Here is a 17,826-nt window from a genome sequence, read left to right on the forward strand (position 1 = left end):
CAGATTGTCTGATTCAATTGTTAAAGAGCAGTGCGTACTGGCCTTAGCCACTAACGCGAGGTGGCGTATATTACGCTTTCCTCTTTCAAAGTCAAGTGATTATTCCCCGACTTCCCACTCACCTCACAACCGCGCAAGCCGCTGTCGCCGGGTCAGTGGTGGCGCATTATAGGCACTTATCCGCCGCTGACAAGCGCTAAATGCAAAAAAAAATATCGTTCGATTAAAAATAAACCAAAAAAACATTTTGCGTATAATTTACATGCAAGAAACGTAGGTTATGCGCACAACTTCTACACAGAAAGGGAAAGATATCACCCTCTCTCCCTTTCTAGTCACCGCTTGTGGAATATCATCCTTGATGAGCAACAATCTCCTCATCTTCAACGTCGAGTGTTATTGCTTTTCCAGGGAGTAATTTCCCGGAAAGTATTTGCTGAGCCAATGGGTTTTCAATCAGTTGCTGTATTGCCCTTTTTAGCGGACGGGCGCCATAAACGGGATCGAAACCTATTTTACCCAGCAATTCCAACGCAGGCTCAGTAATCGTCACGTGGTATCCGCGCTCTTCAAGCCGTTTATATAAACGCTGCAACTGTATCTGAGCAATCGACATAATGTGCGCCTTTCCTAATGGATGGAACACCACGACTTCATCGATACGGTTGATAAACTCAGGACGGAAGCTGTGGCTGACAACCTCCAGCACCATGTCTCGCATCTCGGCATATCCGCGTTCACCAAAACGCTCCTGGATCAGATCGGACCCCAGATTTGAAGTCATGATGACCACAGTATTGCGAAAATCAACGGTACGGCCTTGTCCATCGGTCAATCGACCATCATCAAGCACTTGCAGCAAGATATTGAACACATCAGGATGCGCTTTTTCAATTTCATCCAGCAGGATCACCGAATAAGGACGACGACGAACGGCCTCTGTCAGATAGCCGCCTTCTTCATAGCCCACATATCCCGGCGGCGCCCCCACCAGACGCGAGACGGAATGTTTCTCCATAAATTCCGACATATCGATGCGCACCATGGCATCATCACTATCAAACAGGAATGAAGCCAATGCCTTGCACAGCTCGGTTTTACCAACGCCAGTCGGTCCAAGGAACAAGAAGGAACCGATAGGTCTATTGGGATCGGATAATCCGGCGCGACTACGGCGGATCGAATTCGATACCGCTTCAACGGCTTCATTCTGTCCGATAACGCGCTGGTGCAACTCCTGCTCCATTCGCAGCAGTTTTTCACGTTCACTTTCCAGCATTCTGGATACGGGGATCCCCGTCCAACGAGCGAGTACTTCTGCAATTTCGGCATCCGTCACTCGGTTACGCAACAAATGCATAGTCTTGCCCTCAAGCGAGGTCGCGGCAGCTAACTCCTTTTCCAGTTCAGGGATTTTGCCGTATTGCAGTTCCGACATTCGTCCCAAATCCCCCTGACGACGAGCTTGCTCAAGCGCGATTTTCGCTTGTTCCAAAGACGCCTTAATATTTTGCGTGCCAGTGAGTGATGCTTTTTCAGCTTTCCACTCTTCTTCCAGCTTGGAGTATTCACGTTCTTTTTGTTCAAGCTCGCAATTCAGTAGCTCCAGACGCTTCTGGCTGGCCTCATCAGATTCTTTCTTCAACGCCTGCTGCTCTAGTTTTAACTGGATAATCCGACGATCCAGGCGATCTAATGGTTCAGGCTTCGAGTCAATTTGAATACGGATACTGGAAGCGGCTTCATCGATCAGGTCAATCGCTTTATCCGGCAACTGACGATCGGCGATATAACGGTGCGACAACGTTGCGGCCGCGACAATCGCCGGGTCGGTGATCTGCACATGGTGATGCAGTTCATAACGTTCTTTAAGACCACGCAAAATTGCAATCGTGTCTTCTACCGTTGGCTCGGCAACAAACACTTTCTGAAACCGACGTTCCAGAGCGGCATCTTTTTCAATATATTGTCGATACTCATCCAGCGTTGTGGCGCCGACACAGTGCAATTCACCACGGGCCAAAGCCGGCTTAAGCATATTACCGGCGTCCATTGCGCCATCGGCTTTACCAGCCCCAACCATCGTATGAAGCTCGTCAATAAACAGTATGACGTTGCCTTCCTGTTTGGATAAATCATTAAGTACGCCTTTCAAGCGCTCTTCGAATTCGCCCCGATACTTGGCGCCCGCCACCAGCGAGCCCATATCCAACGACAACACGCGTTTGTTTTTCAATCCTTCAGGCACTTCGCCATTCACGATACGTTGCGCTAATCCTTCGACAATGGCGGTTTTACCTACACCTGGCTCACCAATCAGCACCGGGTTGTTTTTGGTCCGGCGTTGCAAAACCTGAATGGTGCGGCGAATTTCTTCATCGCGGCCAATAACCGGATCCAGCTTGCCTTGTTCAGCGCGTTCGGTGAGATCGATAGTGAATTTTTTCAATGCCTGACGTTGATCTTCCGCACCCTGATCATTCACTTGCTCGCCCCCTCTTACCTGCTCAATAGCTTTAGTCACGCTTTGCTGCGTCGCTCCGGCATTTTTCAACACATCACTTAACGTACTGTGTGATTCCAAAACCGCCAGCACAAAAAGTTCTGAGGAAATAAACGTATCTCCGCGCTTTTGCGCCAATTTATCGCATACATTTAAGGTACGAACCAATTCGCTGGACGGTTGGACATCACCGCCAGTCCCTTCAACTTGAGGTAAACGCGAGATTGCCTGATCGATTTCATTTTTCAATCGGGACAGATTGGCACCTGCCGCTGTCAACAACGGACTTACCGTACCGCCTTCCTGATTAAGCAATGCGCTCATCAGATGGAGTGGTTCAATAAATTGATGGTCGCGCCCGAGAGCTAGAGATTGGGCATCGGCGAGAGCAAGTTGAAATTTGTTGGTAAGACGATCCAGACGCATAACTCCTCCCATACACTGGTCAAAACTGCTACTGGAGATTAAATGAGGTCATCCCTCAATAATTTCAAGGTTATTTTGCCAGTAGTGATGAGGTTTAAATGTTACTTGCCATGGACCGTCTTAATTCAATAGGTTATATCAGCCAGATTAAACTTACCATACGGCCAGTCACGCCATCGCGTCGATATGAGAAAAATTTTTGTGGTTCGCTCACCGTACAAAAATTTCCGCCAAAAATTCGGGTCATGCCGCAGGCCTGCAAACGCTGTCGCGCGAGTTGATATATATCGGCATAAAACTTCTCTCCATGAGGCTTGAATGCAGATACGGCCAGCGCATCACGCTGGATAAACGCATCACGTACTTCCGGCCCGATTTCAAAGGCATCAGGCCCGATCGCGGGCCCTAGCCAGGCCATGATCCGTGACGGCTCAGCCTGAAAACCGGAAAGCGTTTCTTCCAGTACGCCTTCACTCAATCCGCGCCAACCAGCATGAACAGCGGCGACTTCATTACCGGCGATTGAGCAGAATAATACCGGCAGACAGTCAGCCGTCATTACCGCGCAAACCTGATCTTTATGATCGGTATAAGCGGCATCGCCGCGGACAGCAAGCGGCGGAGTATCACCGATCCGAATCACTTGCGTACCATGAACCTGCTCCAACCAGTGTGGCGCAGACGGCAATGCGGCCTCATCCACCAGAAGCTGCCGATTCCGCATCACTTTTTCGCAATCATCACCAACATGGTTTCCCAGATTCAGCGCATCATACGGAGGCAAGCTGATGCCGCCGAAACGGGTGGTGCTACATGCCCGGACATTTTCCGGTACAGGCCAGTCAGGATATATCAGCATGGTTTCATCACCAATCAAGTTGATCCTGGAACGCTTCGGTATCCGCTTTTAATGCATCGATCAGATCGACCATATCCTGCGGCAAAGGCGCATGCCATTCCATTTGTATCCCGCTCACCGGATGATACAAACGCAGCATGGTTGCATGCAGGGCCTGACGGTCGAAATTGCGCAACACAGAGATGAACGCATCCGATGCCCCTTTCGGCGGACGCGGGCGACCGCCATATAAAGGATCGCCGACTAACGGATGATTGATATGCGCCATATGTACACGAATCTGGTGAGTTCGTCCGGTTTCCAGCCGCAAGCGTAACCTTGTATGCGCCCGGAAATGTTCCATAATGCGATAGTGCGTTACCGCAGGTTTTCCCATCGGATGAACGGCCATGTGCGTCCGCTTGGTTGAATGGCGGGCTATCGATTCATCGACAGAACCACCCGCCGTCATATTGCCGATGGCGACGGCCTCATACTCACGTATAATGTCTCGCGCCTGTAATGATTCCACCAGATGCGTCTGCGCCGGTACCGTCTTCGCCACAACCATTAAGCCGGTTGTGTCCTTGTCGAGCCGGTGAACGATGCCAGCCCTGGGAACATCAATAATTTCAGGATAATAGTGTAGCAACGCATTTAATACCGTACCGTCTGGGTTCCCCGCGCCAGGGTGCACAACCAAATCACGGGGCTTATTAATCACGAGAATGTCCTGATCTTCATACACGATATCCAGGGCGATATCCTGTGCTTCCCAGCGTGCTTCTTCCTCAATCAGCGCATTAATTGCCACCCATTCGCCGCCCAATACTTTCTCTTTTGGCTTATTGATTACATTGCCGTTAATCTGTACCCGGTTCTCAAGAATCCACTCTTTTATACGAGATCGTGAATAATCAGGGAACAATTCGGCCAAAGCCTGATCTAAACGTTGTCCGAGTTGAGATTCGGCCACCGTTGCGGTGAGTTGTACTTGTTGTGCCATAGTTGCAGCTTCTTCGTTAACGTTGGGTTTTCACGGCGACGCCGTTTAAAATAATGTACTATTGTAGCTGGTCTAAATCGGGAGCTTAACGGACAGTCTCCCGGAATAACACTCTGAGGATAATCAAAACGTCATGACGCGTATGAAATATCTGGTGGCTGCCGCCACGTTGAGCCTGGCGCTGGCTGGTTGCTCCAGCAATTCCAAGGATGCGGTTCCTGACAGTCCGCCATCTGAACTCTATGCCAATGCGCAACAAAAACTGCAAGACGGCAACTTTAGGGCAGCTATCACACAGTTGGAAGCACTCGATAACCGCTATCCATTTGGCCCGTATTCACAGCAGGTTCAGTTGGATTTGATTTACGCTTATTACAAATCCGCCGAATTACCCCTGGCCCAGGCCTCGATCGATCGTTTCCTGCGGTTAAATCCTACACATCCAAGCGTTGATTATGTCTTGTACATGCGTGGCCTGACGGATATGGCCCTGGACGACAGCGCACTACAAGGTTTCTTTGGCGTTGATCGCTCCGATCGCGATCCCCAATATGCCCGCGCGGCTTTCCGCGACTTTAGCAAGCTGATTCTGGGTTACCCCAATAGTCAGTATGCAACCGACGCCAATAAACGTATGGTCTATCTGAAAGAACGTTTGGCCAAATATGAACTTTCCGTCGCGCAATACTACACGAAACGTAGCGCTTATGTGGCAGTAGTTAATCGCGTTGAGCAAATGCTGCGTGATTACCCAGACACCAAAGCGACAAAAGACGCCTTACCGCTGATGGAAAACGCCTATCGCGAGCTTCAGCTTGCTGCTCAGGCAGATAAGGTGGCTAAAATCATCGCGGCAAATCCTTCATAAGCGTGATCGACAGCAAACATATCAAACGGCGACTCAGGTTGCCGTTTTTTACAGGGGGAAACCGGTTCCAGGGAAGGAAGGGAAAGCAGAAAATTCATGGCTGACCACAGTACATCTTTTCGATAATGACATAGCCTATCTCCCCCCTCAAGCGCTTCCCATCAATTCCAGCGGACAGTTCACAAATCACGTTTTATTGACTTAATGTGACAAAAAAAGTGATCAAAATCACCATTTTTGTCGCAACTCGCGTTATGCTGAAATTATCCAAGACGGACATAGGCAGAGAGGTAAGTTATATGACAATCAATATTACCAGTAAGCAAATGGATATCACCCCCGCAATACGTCAGCATGTCGAAGACCGTCTTTCTAAACTGGATAAGTGGCAGGCTCACCTGATTAATCCACACATCATTCTGTCAAAAGAACCCCAGGGATTCATTGCAGATGCAACAATTAGTACACCAAACGGGCCATTGGTCGCCAGCGCCAAACATGAGGATATGTATGTCGCCGTTAATGACCTCATCGCCAAACTTGAGCGTCAATTGAACAAAGTGCGGCACAAAGGGGAAGCCCGTCGAGCGGCCACTGGCGTTAAAGACGCTAACCTGCAAATTATCCAGGAAGAATAATTTTCTCCTTCTTGTTACTTAACGCGCCTGATGGCGCGTTTTTGTATTGACAGGATGAAAAGCCAACCGTTACCTTATCTGTTATTGTTTTTTACGTAGCTTCATTGCATACCGGATCAACATGACCTATTCGCCGTTTTTCTTCGTATTCTTTTTCACCTTCCCCTGATTTGGGAGGCGATTCGTCACAAGAGCAGGAATATGAAGACGAATAAAAAGCCTCCTGATAACAGGAGGCTTTTTTTATGGCGAGCGCGCCCTGCGGTCGACCGCAAACGACGTTAAAAACGCTCCAGGCCGTTTTTTATACGAACAGAGAACACATACATCATGACCGATAATCCACTACTGTTACTCCGCGAGCGCATCAGCGAACTCGACCTGAAACTAATTGAGTTATTGGCCCAAAGGCGTGAGTTGGCGCTCAATGTTGCTCGCAGTAAACTGCATTCCAATCGCCAAATCCGTGATAAAGAGCGCGAACGTGATTTGCTCGACACACTGACCAGGGCCGGGAAAAAACATAATCTTGATGGTCACTATATCACCCGCTTGTTCCAGTTGATTATTGAAGACTCGGTTCTGACGCAGCAGGCGCTCTTGCAGCACCATCTCAACCAGACCACATCCTGCTCCGCCCGTATCGCGTTCCTCGGTCCTAAGGGCTCCTACTCTCATCTGGCGGCGCGTCAATATGCCGCCAGACATTTTGAACAACCTATCGAATGCGGCTGTCATAAATTCCAGGACATCTTCAATATGGTGGAAACCGGTCAGGCCGACTACGCTGTGCTGCCGATTGAAAATACCAGCTCGGGATCTATTAACGATGTTTATGACCAATTGCAACACACCGGGCTATCGATTGTCGGTGAGTTAAGTAACCCCATTGACCACTGTGTTTTAGTGGCAACCAAAACCAGTCTGAAGCAGATCGAAACCGTTTATAGTCATCCGCAGCCATTTCAGCAATGTAGTCACTTTATCAACCGCTTTCCCTACTGGAAAATCGAGTACTGTGAAAGTACCGCCGCTGCAATGGAAACAGTGGCAAAGCTCAACTCACCGCACGCCGCTGCTCTCGGTAGCGAAGCCGGTGGTTTGCTCTACCGATTACAGGTCCTGGAACATAATCTGGCAAATCAGACGCAAAATATTACCCGTTTTATTGTTCTTGCCCGCAAGCCCATTGACGTCTCCGAACAGGTTCCCGCCAAGACCACGCTGATCATGGCGACGGGTCAGCAATCCGGTGCTCTGGTTGAAGCTCTGCTGGTGCTGCGAGATCACAGTATCGTGATGAGCAAGCTGGAGTCGCGCCCGATTAACGGTAATCCCTGGGAAGAGATGTTTTATATTGATGTGCAGGCCAATCTCCGCAGTGCGCCGATGCAGAAAGCCTTGAAGGAATTAACGTCTATTACCCGCTCACTGAAAGTCCTGGGTTGTTACCCCAGTGAGAACGTGATCCCTGTCGATCCGGCATGATAAAAAATGCCATCCTGATAAACAACAGGATGGCGCCTCGATGGTATAAACGTACTTAAAAGCGGTTACTGACGGATATCATTAGCCTGACGTAATAATGTCCGACTTTCAGACTGGAATCGTTTTGCGTAATCACCAAACCAATGCTCGACCATCTCAAAGCTGCGGATGAACTCGGCTTTATCACCTCGCTCCAGCAATGCTATCGCCTCACCGAAGCGTTTGTAATATCGTTTAATCAGCGCCAGATTATTCTCAGAAGACATAATAATATCCGCGTACAACTGCGGATCCTGAGCAAATAAACGTCCCACCATAATCAATTCCAGACGATAGATCGGGGATGAAAGCGCCAGCAATTGATCCAACTCGACATTCTCTTCCGCCAGATGCAGGCCATACGCAAATGTTGCGAAGTGGCGCAACGCCTGGATAAACATCATGTTCTGATCGTGCTCTACCGCGCTGATGCGATGTAAACGGGCGCCCCACACCTGAATCTGTTCTAACAGCCACTGATAAGCTTCCGGCTGACGACCATCGCAATAGACTACGACCTGCTTGGCCAGACTACCGTTATCCGGGCCAAACATCGGGTGTAATCCAAGCACCGGCCCTTGATGGACGGCCAACATAGCTTGCAGCGGTCCGTTTTTTACCGATGCCAGATCAACAAGAATACAGTCGTCCGGCAGCTTAGGCAGACGAGCGATCACTTGTTCAGTAACATGAATCGGGACACTGACAATCACCATCCCCGCATCGGACAACAAACTTTCCGCCCGAGGCCAGTCCTCCTGTTCCAAAATTCTGACCTGATATCCTGATAACGTCAGCATTTTCTCAAACATCTTACCCATCTGCCCGCGACCGCCGATAATGACCACTGGGCGTAGTGATGGGCATAACGTTTTAAATCCCTTATCGTTTTCACTGGAATAAGACTCGCGCATCACCCGACGCAATATATCCTCAATCAGATCAGGCGGGACGCCCAATAACTCAGCCTCTTTACGACGCGAACTGAACATCGCCGCCTCACGGTCCGGGACATAAATCGGCAAACCATACCGACTTTTCACTTCACCGACTTCCGCCACTAAACGCAACCGACGTGATAACAGCGCTAACAGATCCCTATCTGCCTCGTCTATCCGCTCACGCAATGCGATCAGTTCAGCCACCATATCCGTTACTCTCCTGAATGTTTTACTCGTGCGCCAAGCTCCTGGTGTACTGAGCGCAGCAATGCTTCTGTACTTTCCCAACTAATGCAGGCATCCGTTACGGACACGCCATAACGCATGTCGGAACGAGGCTGCTCTGAGGACTGGCTACCTTCATTGAGGTGGCTCTCCAGCATTAAGCCAATAATGGAACGATTTCCCGCCTTAATCTGCTCAATTGAGGACTCCACCACCAGAGGTTGGCGACGGTAGTCTTTATTGGAGTTGCCATGACTACAATCTATCATCAGGGCAGGTTTCAGTCCCGCTTCACGCATCTGTTTTTCACACTCGACGACATCTTGCGCGCTGTAGTTCGGCTTTTTACCGCCACGCAAAATCACATGTCCGTCCGCATTGCCTTGCGTCTGCAACAGGCAAACCTGCCCAGTCTGGTTAATCCCCATAAAACGGTGGGGCATGGCTGCGGCTCTCATTGCGTTGATCGCCGTTCCCAGACTGCCGTCGGTGCCATTTTTAAAACCCACCGGCATTGACAGACCAGAGGCCATTTCACGATGTGTTTGCGATTCAGTGGTGCGTGCGCCAATCGCAGACCAACTGAACAAATCCCCCAGGTACTGAGGACTATTCGGATCAAGCGCTTCAGTCGCCAGCGGCAAACCCATTTTTACCAGTTCAAGCAGTAATTCACGAGCGATATGCAGACCCGCTTCCACCTCGAATGAGCCATCCATGTAGGGATCGTTAATCAGTCCCTTCCAGCCGACAGTCGTGCGTGGCTTCTCAAAATAGACCCGCATGACGATGTACAGTTGATCACTCAATTCGGCAGCAAGCGCTTGCAAACGACGAGCATATTCCAGCGCGGCGTCAGTATCATGAATAGAACAAGGTCCGCAGACAATCAGCAGACGCTCATCACGACCATGAATAATATCTGCAATGGTTTTACGTGCCTGGGAAATTACCTGTTGTTCATCATCATTTAGCGGAAATTTGGCTTTTAACTGTTCTGGGGTAATCAGCACCTGCTCTTCACTGATATTGATGTTATTGAGTGAGTCTTTTTGCATTTTCATATTCCTGACGAGTTCTGTAGGTGTATAAGTGCGGTCATGATCTAAGCACGATGTGTACACCATAGCATGGGTCGTAAATAATTCAATACACACCTGTAAATTTATAATTACCACAGCCGAATTTGTATTAATTCTTACTTCCACATTTATGCATGCCAATTACGCGCATGAATAATGATAGAATCATGACAACGAGAGGGGAGACGATGTTGAAAGCCATAATCATTGACGACGAACAGTTGGCGCGTGAAGAATTGTCTTTACTGCTGGAAAACGAGCCTGATATCACGATTATCGCTCAATGCAGTAACGCGCTTGAGGCGATACCGGCCATTCATCGCCTGCAACCTGATGCAATCTTTCTGGACATACAGATGCCCAAAATCAGTGGGCTGGAATTGGTCGCGATGCTGGACCCGGAAAATATGCCTTATGTCGTGTTTGTGACCGCCTATGATGAATATGCGGTTCGTGCTTTCGAAGAACATGCGTTCGATTATTTGCTAAAGCCTCTTGATGCCCAACGACTTGCCAAAACCCTGAATCGTTTACGCCGCGGCACAAGCGTAAACAAAAATGTACAATCTATTGCCGAACCCTATCTTCGCCATATTCCTTGCACCGGACATAACCGAATTTTTTTGCTCAAAGTCGATGAGGTCGAATACTTCAGTTCTGAGCTAAGCGGCGTACATGTTGTTGGCGTAAGTCAGTCTGGTTACACTCAACTTTCCCTAAAGACACTGGAAGAAAAAACGACTTTTGTGCGGTGTCATCGCAAATATATGGTGAACACCGAGCTTCTGAAAGAAATTCAACTGATGGAAAACGGCGCGGCGGAAGTACTCACCCATACGGGCAAACATATTCCGGTCAGTCGCCGTTATTTGAAGCTATTAAAAGAAAAATTAGGTATCGCTTAAAATAAACGTTTTTGGGTTTGAGGTTTCTACTCACGAAAGGTTTTATTATGAAATACAGTTACTTTTTAGCTGTAATTCTTTTTATGGCTGGTTGTCAAAGTCATCCTCCTTCTTTGTCCCGAGGGGAGACAAGCTTTTTGTACGATGCAGGTTACAAAGACGCCATATCCGGTAAGGTAGTGAAAGACAACAACACTCTGCAAGAGTGGTTTGGCAACCCTGAGATCGATCGTGATGCCTATTTGCGCGGCTATAACGCAGGACAGACTGTTTTCTGCCATCCCGCCAACATGACGGCGTGGGGGAAATCAGGCAAGAACTTCCCAGCCTTGCGATGGCGTCACGGATGCCGAGCAGTTACGCAAGCAATGGCAGCAAAACATGGAGTAAAGTCACCGTTTAACATTTATCCCCTAATTCACTAGTACGGGCAGCCGCTACTTAGACCAGTTAGATTTTAGTGATAAAATTCAGAAGCAGATTAGCGATATCACCATACCGGCATGAAATCAGGTCGGAAAATCACACCTTACTAATGGAGTAGTAATATGTCCGAATCAGGCCAACCTTCTTCCTCGGCACTGCTTTCTCATTCTCATCAGCATGAGATATCCGATGATAATCTCGATAGCCTGTTGGCAGCGGAACAGGAGCGGATTCGTCAATCAGATCCGTTCCCCGGCGCCACGATAGAACAGCAGATTGCCATACTGGAAGAGCTTGCAACCTTTGATCTGGGACGCTTTCTACTGAAACATCGCGGATTAAATGCTTATTGGACACATCATCTGGTGACTCACCGCAACAATGTCCCCGGCACCCGATTCTCTGGCCAACTTGAAGCGTTACTTTATGAACGGTTGCCAAGCGCACTGGCAACCCGCGAACGATTTGGCATTTTTCAGCAACAGTTACAAGAGCGGATGTCCGATGGTATTGTCATGGCCTCGGTTCCCTGTGGATTTATGGGTGACTTATTGCTGCTTGACTACAGCAATCATCAGGATGTGACGCTGATTGGCGTCGATCTGGATCGTCAGGCGCTGGAAGGCGCATATAAACTGGCGCAGCAACAAGGTCTGGAAAAAAACCTTTCTCTTCATTGCCATGATGCATGGTCGCTCGAACTGGGAACCGGTGTCGATGTGTTAACCAGCAATGGCCTTAACATATACGAACCGGATGATGACCGTGTTACCGCATTATACCGCGCATTTTTTACTAGCCTGAAACCAGGTGGGGTACTGGTAAGCAGCTTTATGACTCCTCCGCCGCTACTGTCCCCCGATTCGCCTTGGACAGATGCCGACCCAGCTATGCTTGCTTTTCAGCACCTGCTTTTCTCACGCATTCTTAATGCCAAGTGGACAGCATTTCGCACATATGAACAAACCCAAACCCAACTGGAAAAGGCGGGATTCAGCGACATTCAGTTTATCGACGATCGTATGCGAATGTTTCCAACCATCATTGCCCGCAAGTCCGACTAACCACACAGGTTAATCCATCAATGAAAAAGGGTTTGCCATTGGCGAACCCTTATAACTAACGACTTTCGGATGTTGCGAAAGCGCGCTATTAGTTAGGATGCTTTTCTCAGACATCATTTAAAAACATAAATTTATCATTAAAAACAGTTAGTTAATTCAATATCTATTGCAATGCTTTGCCGTCTTTAGAAAGGTATGTCGTAAAACGTGGGTGTTTTGCCCTTCAATAAGTTCAATGTTTGTTAAGGCCAGCATCTTTGCAAAATCCTGATAGCACGGCTGGAACATCTTCCCTTGTAATTCGGATAGTTTGTCATAAAGCCAACGGGAGATCGGCACTGTCCGGTTTTTCTTGCCTTTGGTTTTGAAGAACGTCGGCTTATAAGGCGATAGCTGATAACGGGTTAACCTTTCCGCCTCACTCCCCTAGCCTTTTGAGTTCATTGAACATGGCGTAAAGGTATTGGTGTTCTCGGTTCACCGTAATCGGCTTCGCTATCCACATTTTGGGGTCAGTCCAGCAGGACGGTGGGCTTTTTACCTCGACTGACCTGAATAACGCGTTATCAGCTTAATTCATGCCGTGCGGCTTCTGCCAGAAAATGGCTACGGTCACGGTATGTATCCGGCTGTTCTTTCACCCGGTTATCAATGCGCTTTATCAGCGTATCCGGCAGGGAAATGTTCAACCGCTGCGGCCTACCCTCAAAAGAGGATAAGTCCACATCCAGCACAAACCAGCTATCATAGTCGGCATAATCGGGTTGTCCTGCGTAGACCAGATGCCCGGCATCATTAATCTGTGCAATATCCACGTTACCGAACGTCACCATCTCATCCACGACGGCTAAAATCGCCTCACGCGCCATACGAGCAATCTCTTTCTGGTTGTCAGCGGCAGAGAAACACCCGTAATGGTCGGTGCACAATGCCGGAACAATCAGACCGTATGCGGTGCGTTCATCTTTTGGTGTCTCTACACCCACTGAGAAAAACATAAGTCGCCTCCAGAAAGGCAAGGATTAGATCCCCGCCATTTTTTTGATGGATTTGACAGGGCCGAGCGGTAAATCTTTTTTTCGGATGCGGTACAGGAAATGTTTTTCCTGTGATGGGTGACCACCATATTTGATGGCTTCCCCCGTTATGCCGTCGAAGTTCACATCCCGCCGCTATCAATTCCTTAATCAGGTCGGTTGATTTCATATCTCCTCCTAACCAGCAAATTATTATACACACCAATACACACTGGGCAAGTTTATCATTTGTTGTGTGATGTGCTAACGTGCAGGCATAACGTGCTCATGACGGACTGACACAACAAAATAGCCTTGCCTATTTTTATGGAGTCAACCCGATGAGCGATTACCACCACGGCGTGCAGGTCGTCGAAATCAACGACGGTACGCGTGTTATTTCCACTGTTTCAACTACGATTGTCGGCATGGTGTGTATCCGATATGATTATGGTGCCGGGCGACGTTAAACCGGTTCCGCCGCATCCGACACGATCCAATCAGGGAAGACTCTGGATTTAATGCCATCACCGCTAGCCCGCTAATGCGGGTTTTTTTGTGCCTGAAATAAGTCACAAGAAGATATTCTGCCGCCACTTTGCCGCCATAAACCATAAAAAAAGGGCCTAGCCATTGGCTAAGCCCTTCATTCATAACCACTTTCGGATGTTGCGAAAGCGCGCTATTAGTTAAGACGCTCTTTGATACGGGCAGACTTACCAGTGCGTTCACGCAGGTAGTACAGTTTGGCTTTACGGACGGCGCCACGACGTTTAACAGCGATGCTGTCAACGACAGGAGAATGTGTTTGGAAAACACGTTCTACGCCTTCGCCGTTAGAAATTTTACGAACAGTGAATGCAGAATGCAGACCGCGGTTACGAATAGCGATAACCACGCCCTCGAATGCCTGCAGACGTTTTTTGCTGCCTTCAACAACCCATACCTTCACTTCTACGGTATCACCCGGACGAAATGCAGGTACGTCCTGCTTCATCTGCTCTTGTTCAATTTGCTTGATAATGTTGCTCATAATATGTCTCTTACCCTAGGTAAACTGATATTTGGGTTCGTCTGGCGCACCAGGACGACCACCTAATACTCATGTTGCCCGGCCTGATATTCACGTTGGAATTCAGCCAGCAACGTTGCTTGCTCGTCAGTCAGAGCTAGGCTTTTCAGAAGTTCAGGTCTTCTAAGCCAGGTTCGGCCCAGCGACTGCTTTAAACGCCAGCGACGAATCTCGGCATGATTTCCTGACAACAAAACTGCCGGAACATCCATGCCAGCCAACACTTCAGGACGAGTAAAATGTGGACAATCCAGCAATCCATCGGCAAAAGAATCTTCTTCTGCCGATGCCTGATGACCCAGTACGCCCGGTATAAAACGGGCAACCGAATCAATCAGCGCCATTGCCGGTAGTTCCCCACCGCTGAGTACGTAATCACCGATTGACCATTCTTCATCAATTTCGGTTTTAATTACACGCTCATCAATTCCCTCGTACCGTCCACAAACCAGAATCATTTTCTGATTGGTGGCGAGTTGACGCACGCCTTGCTGATCTAATTTACGGCCCTGAGGTGATAAATAAATCACTCTGGCACCTTCGCCTGCCGCTGCTTTCGCTGCGTGGATCGCATCCCGTAAAGGCTGCACCATCATCAGCATTCCGGGACCGCCGCCATAAGGCCGATCGTCCACGGTGCGATGCCGATCGTAAGCGAAGTCCCGCGGACTCCAGTACTGTACGCTCAGCAGGCCATTTTTAACTGCCCGGCCAGTGACTCCGAAATCAGTAATTGCGCGGAACATCTCTGGAAACAGGCTGATAACCCCAATCCACATTGTCTCGTTCCACTTAGTACTACTGGTCAGATCAGAGTTCAAAAACCAGGATCCCATTCTACTTCAATAGTTTGAGCAGAAAAGTCAACATGCTTGACAACCTGTTCAGTGAGGAACGGAACCAACCGCTCCTTGACCCCGAATGCATCTTTCAGGTTAGCCTTGATTACCATCACGTCGTTTGAACCGGTTTCCATCATATCGATGACTTTACCCAGTTGATAACCCGTTGAGGTCACGACCTGACAGCCAATAAGATCCTTCCAATAATAATCACCTTCATCCAGGGCAGGCAATTGCGTCGAATCTACGACAATGTCGCAATTAGTCAGCAGATTGGCCGATTCACGATCGTCAACACCGTCAATCTTGATGATGAGATCCTGATTGTGATGTTTCCAGCTTTCAATCTCGATAAGCTGCCAACCACTTTTTGCCTGGATAAACCAAGGTTGATAATCAAAAATGCTTTCGGCATCTTCGGTGGATGAAAACACTCTGAGCCAACCACGGATGCCATAAGTCGATCCCATTTTCCCCAATACAATGGGATTAACGGGCGCTTTCGGACTAAGTTGCTTGCTCATTGCCACCACCGCAACAGATTATGCTGCTTTTTTAGCGTCTTTGATCAGCGAAGATACGCGATCAGACACTGTTGCACCCAGACCAATCCAATGCTCGATACGGTCCAGATCCAAACGCAGAGCTTCTGCCTGACCTGTTGCGATCGGGTTGAAGAAGCCTACGCGCTCAATGAAGCGACCATCGCGCGCATTGCGGCTATCGGTCACGACGACTTGATAGAACGGGCGTTTTTTCGCGCCGCCACGTGCCAAACGAATTGTTACCATAACATCCTCTTTAGTTAATAAAACAACCGGGCCCCATCGAGGAACGGGGCCCAGTGTGTCATATAAAAAGCCCCAAAATTTTACTCATTTTGGCGCAGAAAGCAATCTAAAGCGTAAAAAGCTGGCGATACTTGGCATTCACCGTGGGATTTCCGCCGTTAACGCCCAGGAAATCCCGGCGGCATCATGCCTTTCATCCCGCGCATCATCTTCGCCAAGCCACCGTTTTTCATCTTCTTCATCATACGCTGCATATCATCAAACTGTTTGAGCAGGCGGTTGACGTCTTGAACCTGCATCCCCGATCCCATCGCAATACGACGTTTCCGGGAGCCTTTGATAATTTCCGGCTTAGCCCGCTCCTGACGGGTCATGGAGTTGATAATCGCCTCCATACGGACCAGCACTTTATCGTCCATCTGGGATTTGACGTTATCCGGCAATTGCCCCATTCCCGGCATTTTGCTCATCATGCTGGCCATACCGCCCATATTGCGCATCTGCTTGAGTTGATCAAGAAAGTCGGTCAAATCAAAGCCGTCGCCTTTCTTCAGCTTTTGCGCCAACTTTTCTGCCTGGCTACGATCAACCTTGCTTTCGATATCCTCAATCAGAGAAAGCATATCTCCCATGCCGAGAATACGGGAGGCGACACGTTCAGGATAAAAAGGCTCCAATGCCTCGGTTTTTTCGCCAACCCCCAGGAATTTGATCGGCTTGCCGGTAATATGGCGGATCGACAACGCGGCGCCGCCGCGAGCATCGCCGTCAATTTTGGTCAGGACCACGCCAGTTAACGGCAATGCTTCATTAAAAGCTTTCGCCGTGTTCGCCGCATCCTGACCGGTCATGGCATCGACAACAAACAGTGTTTCCACCGGATTGATCGCCGCATGAACCTGTTTAATCTCGTCCATCATGGCGTCATCAACATGAAGACGCCCTGCGGTATCGACTAATAGCACATCATAGAATTTCAGTTTGGCATGCTGTAACGCACGACTCACAATATCAATCGGCTTTTCCTGTGCCGTTGATGGGAAGAAATCGACGCCAATCGATTCCGCCAGCGTTTCCAACTGCCTGATGGCCGCAGGGCGATAAACGTCCGCAGAAACAACCAGCACCTTTTTCTTCTGTTTTTCTTTGAGGAATTTACCCAGTTTAGCGACGCTGGTGGTTTTACCGGCACCCTGTAAACCGGCCATCAGCACCACAGCGGGCGGCTGCGCTGCAAGATCCAACGCCGCATTGCTCTCGCCCATCGCATTGACGAGTTCATTCTTGACGATTTTGACGAACTCTTGTCCTGGCGTCAGGCTTTTGTTGACCTCATGTCCTACCGCGCGTTCTTTGACGCGATGAATAAAATCGCGAACAACCGGTAAAGCGACGTCAGCTTCCAGCAATGCCATGCGAACTTCACGCAGCGTTTCTTTAATATTGTCTTCAGTCAACCGCCCACGGCCACTGATATTGCGCAATGTGCGCGATAGTCGATCGGTTAAATTTTCAAACATATCTCATGCTCAACGAATGACAAGCCGCAAGCCGCGACGCGAATAGACGGATTATAACACGAAAGCGCCGACGATCCCTGCGGCTCGAACGGAGAACAGTTGGTCCCCAGTGAGACTAACGCTATACTGATTCTTC

18 protein-coding genes, 2 pseudogenes and 1 other annotated feature are annotated in these 17,826 nt (G+C 48.9%); of the genes and pseudogenes, 7 read left to right on the top strand and 13 right to left on the bottom strand.

The window, feature by feature from the left end:
* Positions 1-352: 352 nt before the first annotated feature.
* The 3 genes from clpB to rluD all read right to left on the bottom strand — a co-directional run bounded on the left by clpB (position 353) and on the right by rluD (position 4,773).
* Positions 353-2,929: an ATP-dependent chaperone ClpB gene (gene clpB, locus DES54_RS14480; protein WP_113868577.1), complete on the bottom strand. Its 2,577-nt coding sequence runs from the start codon at positions 2,927-2,929 to the stop codon at positions 353-355.
* A gap of 133 nt (positions 2,930-3,062) precedes the next feature.
* Entirely contained in the window at positions 3,063-3,788 is a 726-nt protein-coding gene (gene yfiH / locus DES54_RS14485; RefSeq protein WP_113868635.1) for a purine nucleoside phosphorylase YfiH, read from the bottom strand.
* A 7-nt stretch (positions 3,789-3,795) separates the two neighbouring features.
* The gene (rluD, locus tag DES54_RS14490; protein WP_113868579.1) at positions 3,796-4,773 is read right to left on the bottom strand and encodes a 23S rRNA pseudouridine(1911/1915/1917) synthase RluD; all 978 of its coding nucleotides are present in this window, start codon (positions 4,771-4,773) and stop codon (positions 3,796-3,798) included.
* Positions 4,774-4,906: 133 nt separating this feature from the next.
* On the opposite strand from rluD, the gene bamD reads away from it, so the two are divergent.
* From bamD to pheA, 3 genes are all read left to right on the top strand, one after another.
* Positions 4,907-5,641 carry an outer membrane protein assembly factor BamD gene (gene bamD / locus DES54_RS14500; protein WP_113868581.1) on the top strand — a complete coding sequence of 245 codons (735 nt, stop codon included), beginning with the start codon at positions 4,907-4,909 and terminating at the stop codon, positions 5,639-5,641.
* Between the two features lie 299 nt (positions 5,642-5,940).
* Positions 5,941-6,279, top strand: a complete 339-nt coding sequence (raiA, locus tag DES54_RS14505) for a ribosome-associated translation inhibitor RaiA (protein ID WP_113868583.1) — start codon at positions 5,941-5,943, stop codon at positions 6,277-6,279.
* Positions 6,280-6,399: 120 nt separating this feature from the next.
* Positions 6,400-6,526: a sequence feature (Phe leader region), on the top strand.
* 83 nt (positions 6,527-6,609) lie between these two features.
* Complete coding sequence (gene pheA, locus DES54_RS14510) at positions 6,610-7,767, top strand: bifunctional chorismate mutase/prephenate dehydratase (RefSeq protein WP_113868585.1); 1,158 nt, start codon at positions 6,610-6,612, stop codon at positions 7,765-7,767.
* A gap of 65 nt (positions 7,768-7,832) precedes the next feature.
* On the opposite strand, the gene tyrA is transcribed toward pheA, so the two are convergent.
* Positions 7,833-8,954 (bottom strand): bifunctional chorismate mutase/prephenate dehydrogenase, encoded by a 1,122-nt coding sequence (tyrA, locus tag DES54_RS14515; protein ID WP_113868587.1) that lies wholly within the window; start codon positions 8,952-8,954, stop codon positions 7,833-7,835.
* 5 nt (positions 8,955-8,959) lie between these two features.
* Positions 8,960-10,030, bottom strand: a complete 1,071-nt coding sequence (locus DES54_RS14520) for a 3-deoxy-7-phosphoheptulonate synthase (RefSeq protein WP_113868589.1) — start codon at positions 10,028-10,030, stop codon at positions 8,960-8,962.
* 212 nt (positions 10,031-10,242) lie between these two features.
* On the opposite strand from DES54_RS14520, the gene btsR reads away from it, so the two are divergent.
* The 3 genes from btsR to DES54_RS14535 all read left to right on the top strand — a co-directional run bounded on the left by btsR (position 10,243) and on the right by DES54_RS14535 (position 12,449).
* Positions 10,243-10,959, top strand: a complete 717-nt coding sequence (btsR, locus tag DES54_RS14525) for a two-component system response regulator BtsR (RefSeq protein WP_113868591.1) — start codon at positions 10,243-10,245, stop codon at positions 10,957-10,959.
* 47 nt (positions 10,960-11,006) lie between these two features.
* A complete protein-coding gene (locus tag DES54_RS14530) occupies positions 11,007-11,384 on the top strand; it encodes a DUF2799 domain-containing protein (protein ID WP_282449760.1) in 378 nt (125 codons plus the stop codon).
* Between the two features lie 123 nt (positions 11,385-11,507).
* On the top strand, positions 11,508-12,449 hold the full coding sequence (locus tag DES54_RS14535) for a class I SAM-dependent methyltransferase (RefSeq protein WP_113868593.1): 942 nt from the start codon (positions 11,508-11,510) through the stop codon (positions 12,447-12,449).
* A 189-nt stretch (positions 12,450-12,638) separates the two neighbouring features.
* On the opposite strand, the pseudogene DES54_RS14540 reads toward DES54_RS14535, so the two are convergent.
* From DES54_RS14540 to DES54_RS14550, 3 genes and pseudogenes are all read right to left on the bottom strand, one after another.
* Positions 12,639-12,963, bottom strand: a pseudogene (locus DES54_RS14540) (site-specific integrase); the annotation flags it as partial.
* 52 nt (positions 12,964-13,015) lie between these two features.
* Entirely contained in the window at positions 13,016-13,447 is a 432-nt protein-coding gene (locus tag DES54_RS14545; protein WP_113868595.1) for a type II toxin-antitoxin system HicB family antitoxin, read from the bottom strand.
* A 24-nt stretch (positions 13,448-13,471) separates the two neighbouring features.
* Positions 13,472-13,655, bottom strand: a pseudogene (locus DES54_RS14550) (type II toxin-antitoxin system HicA family toxin).
* Between the two features lie 151 nt (positions 13,656-13,806).
* Between DES54_RS14550 and DES54_RS14555 the strand changes: the two are divergent.
* The gene (locus DES54_RS14555) at positions 13,807-13,935 is read left to right on the top strand and encodes a hypothetical protein (protein ID WP_427846357.1); all 129 of its coding nucleotides are present in this window, start codon (positions 13,807-13,809) and stop codon (positions 13,933-13,935) included.
* A gap of 215 nt (positions 13,936-14,150) precedes the next feature.
* On the opposite strand, the gene rplS is transcribed toward DES54_RS14555, so the two are convergent.
* The 5 genes from rplS to ffh all read right to left on the bottom strand — a co-directional run bounded on the left by rplS (position 14,151) and on the right by ffh (position 17,690).
* Positions 14,151-14,498: a 50S ribosomal protein L19 gene (gene rplS / locus DES54_RS14565; RefSeq protein ID WP_009111758.1), complete on the bottom strand. Its 348-nt coding sequence runs from the start codon at positions 14,496-14,498 to the stop codon at positions 14,151-14,153.
* Positions 14,499-14,560: 62 nt separating this feature from the next.
* Positions 14,561-15,316, bottom strand: a complete 756-nt coding sequence (gene trmD / locus DES54_RS14570; protein ID WP_113868597.1) for a tRNA (guanosine(37)-N1)-methyltransferase TrmD — start codon at positions 15,314-15,316, stop codon at positions 14,561-14,563.
* Positions 15,317-15,354: 38 nt separating this feature from the next.
* Positions 15,355-15,903: a ribosome maturation factor RimM gene (gene rimM / locus DES54_RS14575; RefSeq protein WP_113868599.1), complete on the bottom strand. Its 549-nt coding sequence runs from the start codon at positions 15,901-15,903 to the stop codon at positions 15,355-15,357.
* Positions 15,904-15,921: 18 nt separating this feature from the next.
* Positions 15,922-16,170: a 30S ribosomal protein S16 gene (rpsP, locus tag DES54_RS14580; RefSeq protein WP_113868601.1), complete on the bottom strand. Its 249-nt coding sequence runs from the start codon at positions 16,168-16,170 to the stop codon at positions 15,922-15,924.
* Between the two features lie 158 nt (positions 16,171-16,328).
* Positions 16,329-17,690 (bottom strand): signal recognition particle protein, encoded by a 1,362-nt coding sequence (ffh, locus tag DES54_RS14585; protein WP_113868603.1) that lies wholly within the window; start codon positions 17,688-17,690, stop codon positions 16,329-16,331.
* Between the last annotated feature and the right edge of the window lie 136 nt (positions 17,691-17,826).

Source organism: Brenneria salicis ATCC 15712 = DSM 30166 (assembly GCF_003315515.1).
Lineage (GTDB): Bacteria > Pseudomonadota > Gammaproteobacteria > Enterobacterales > Enterobacteriaceae > Brenneria > Brenneria salicis.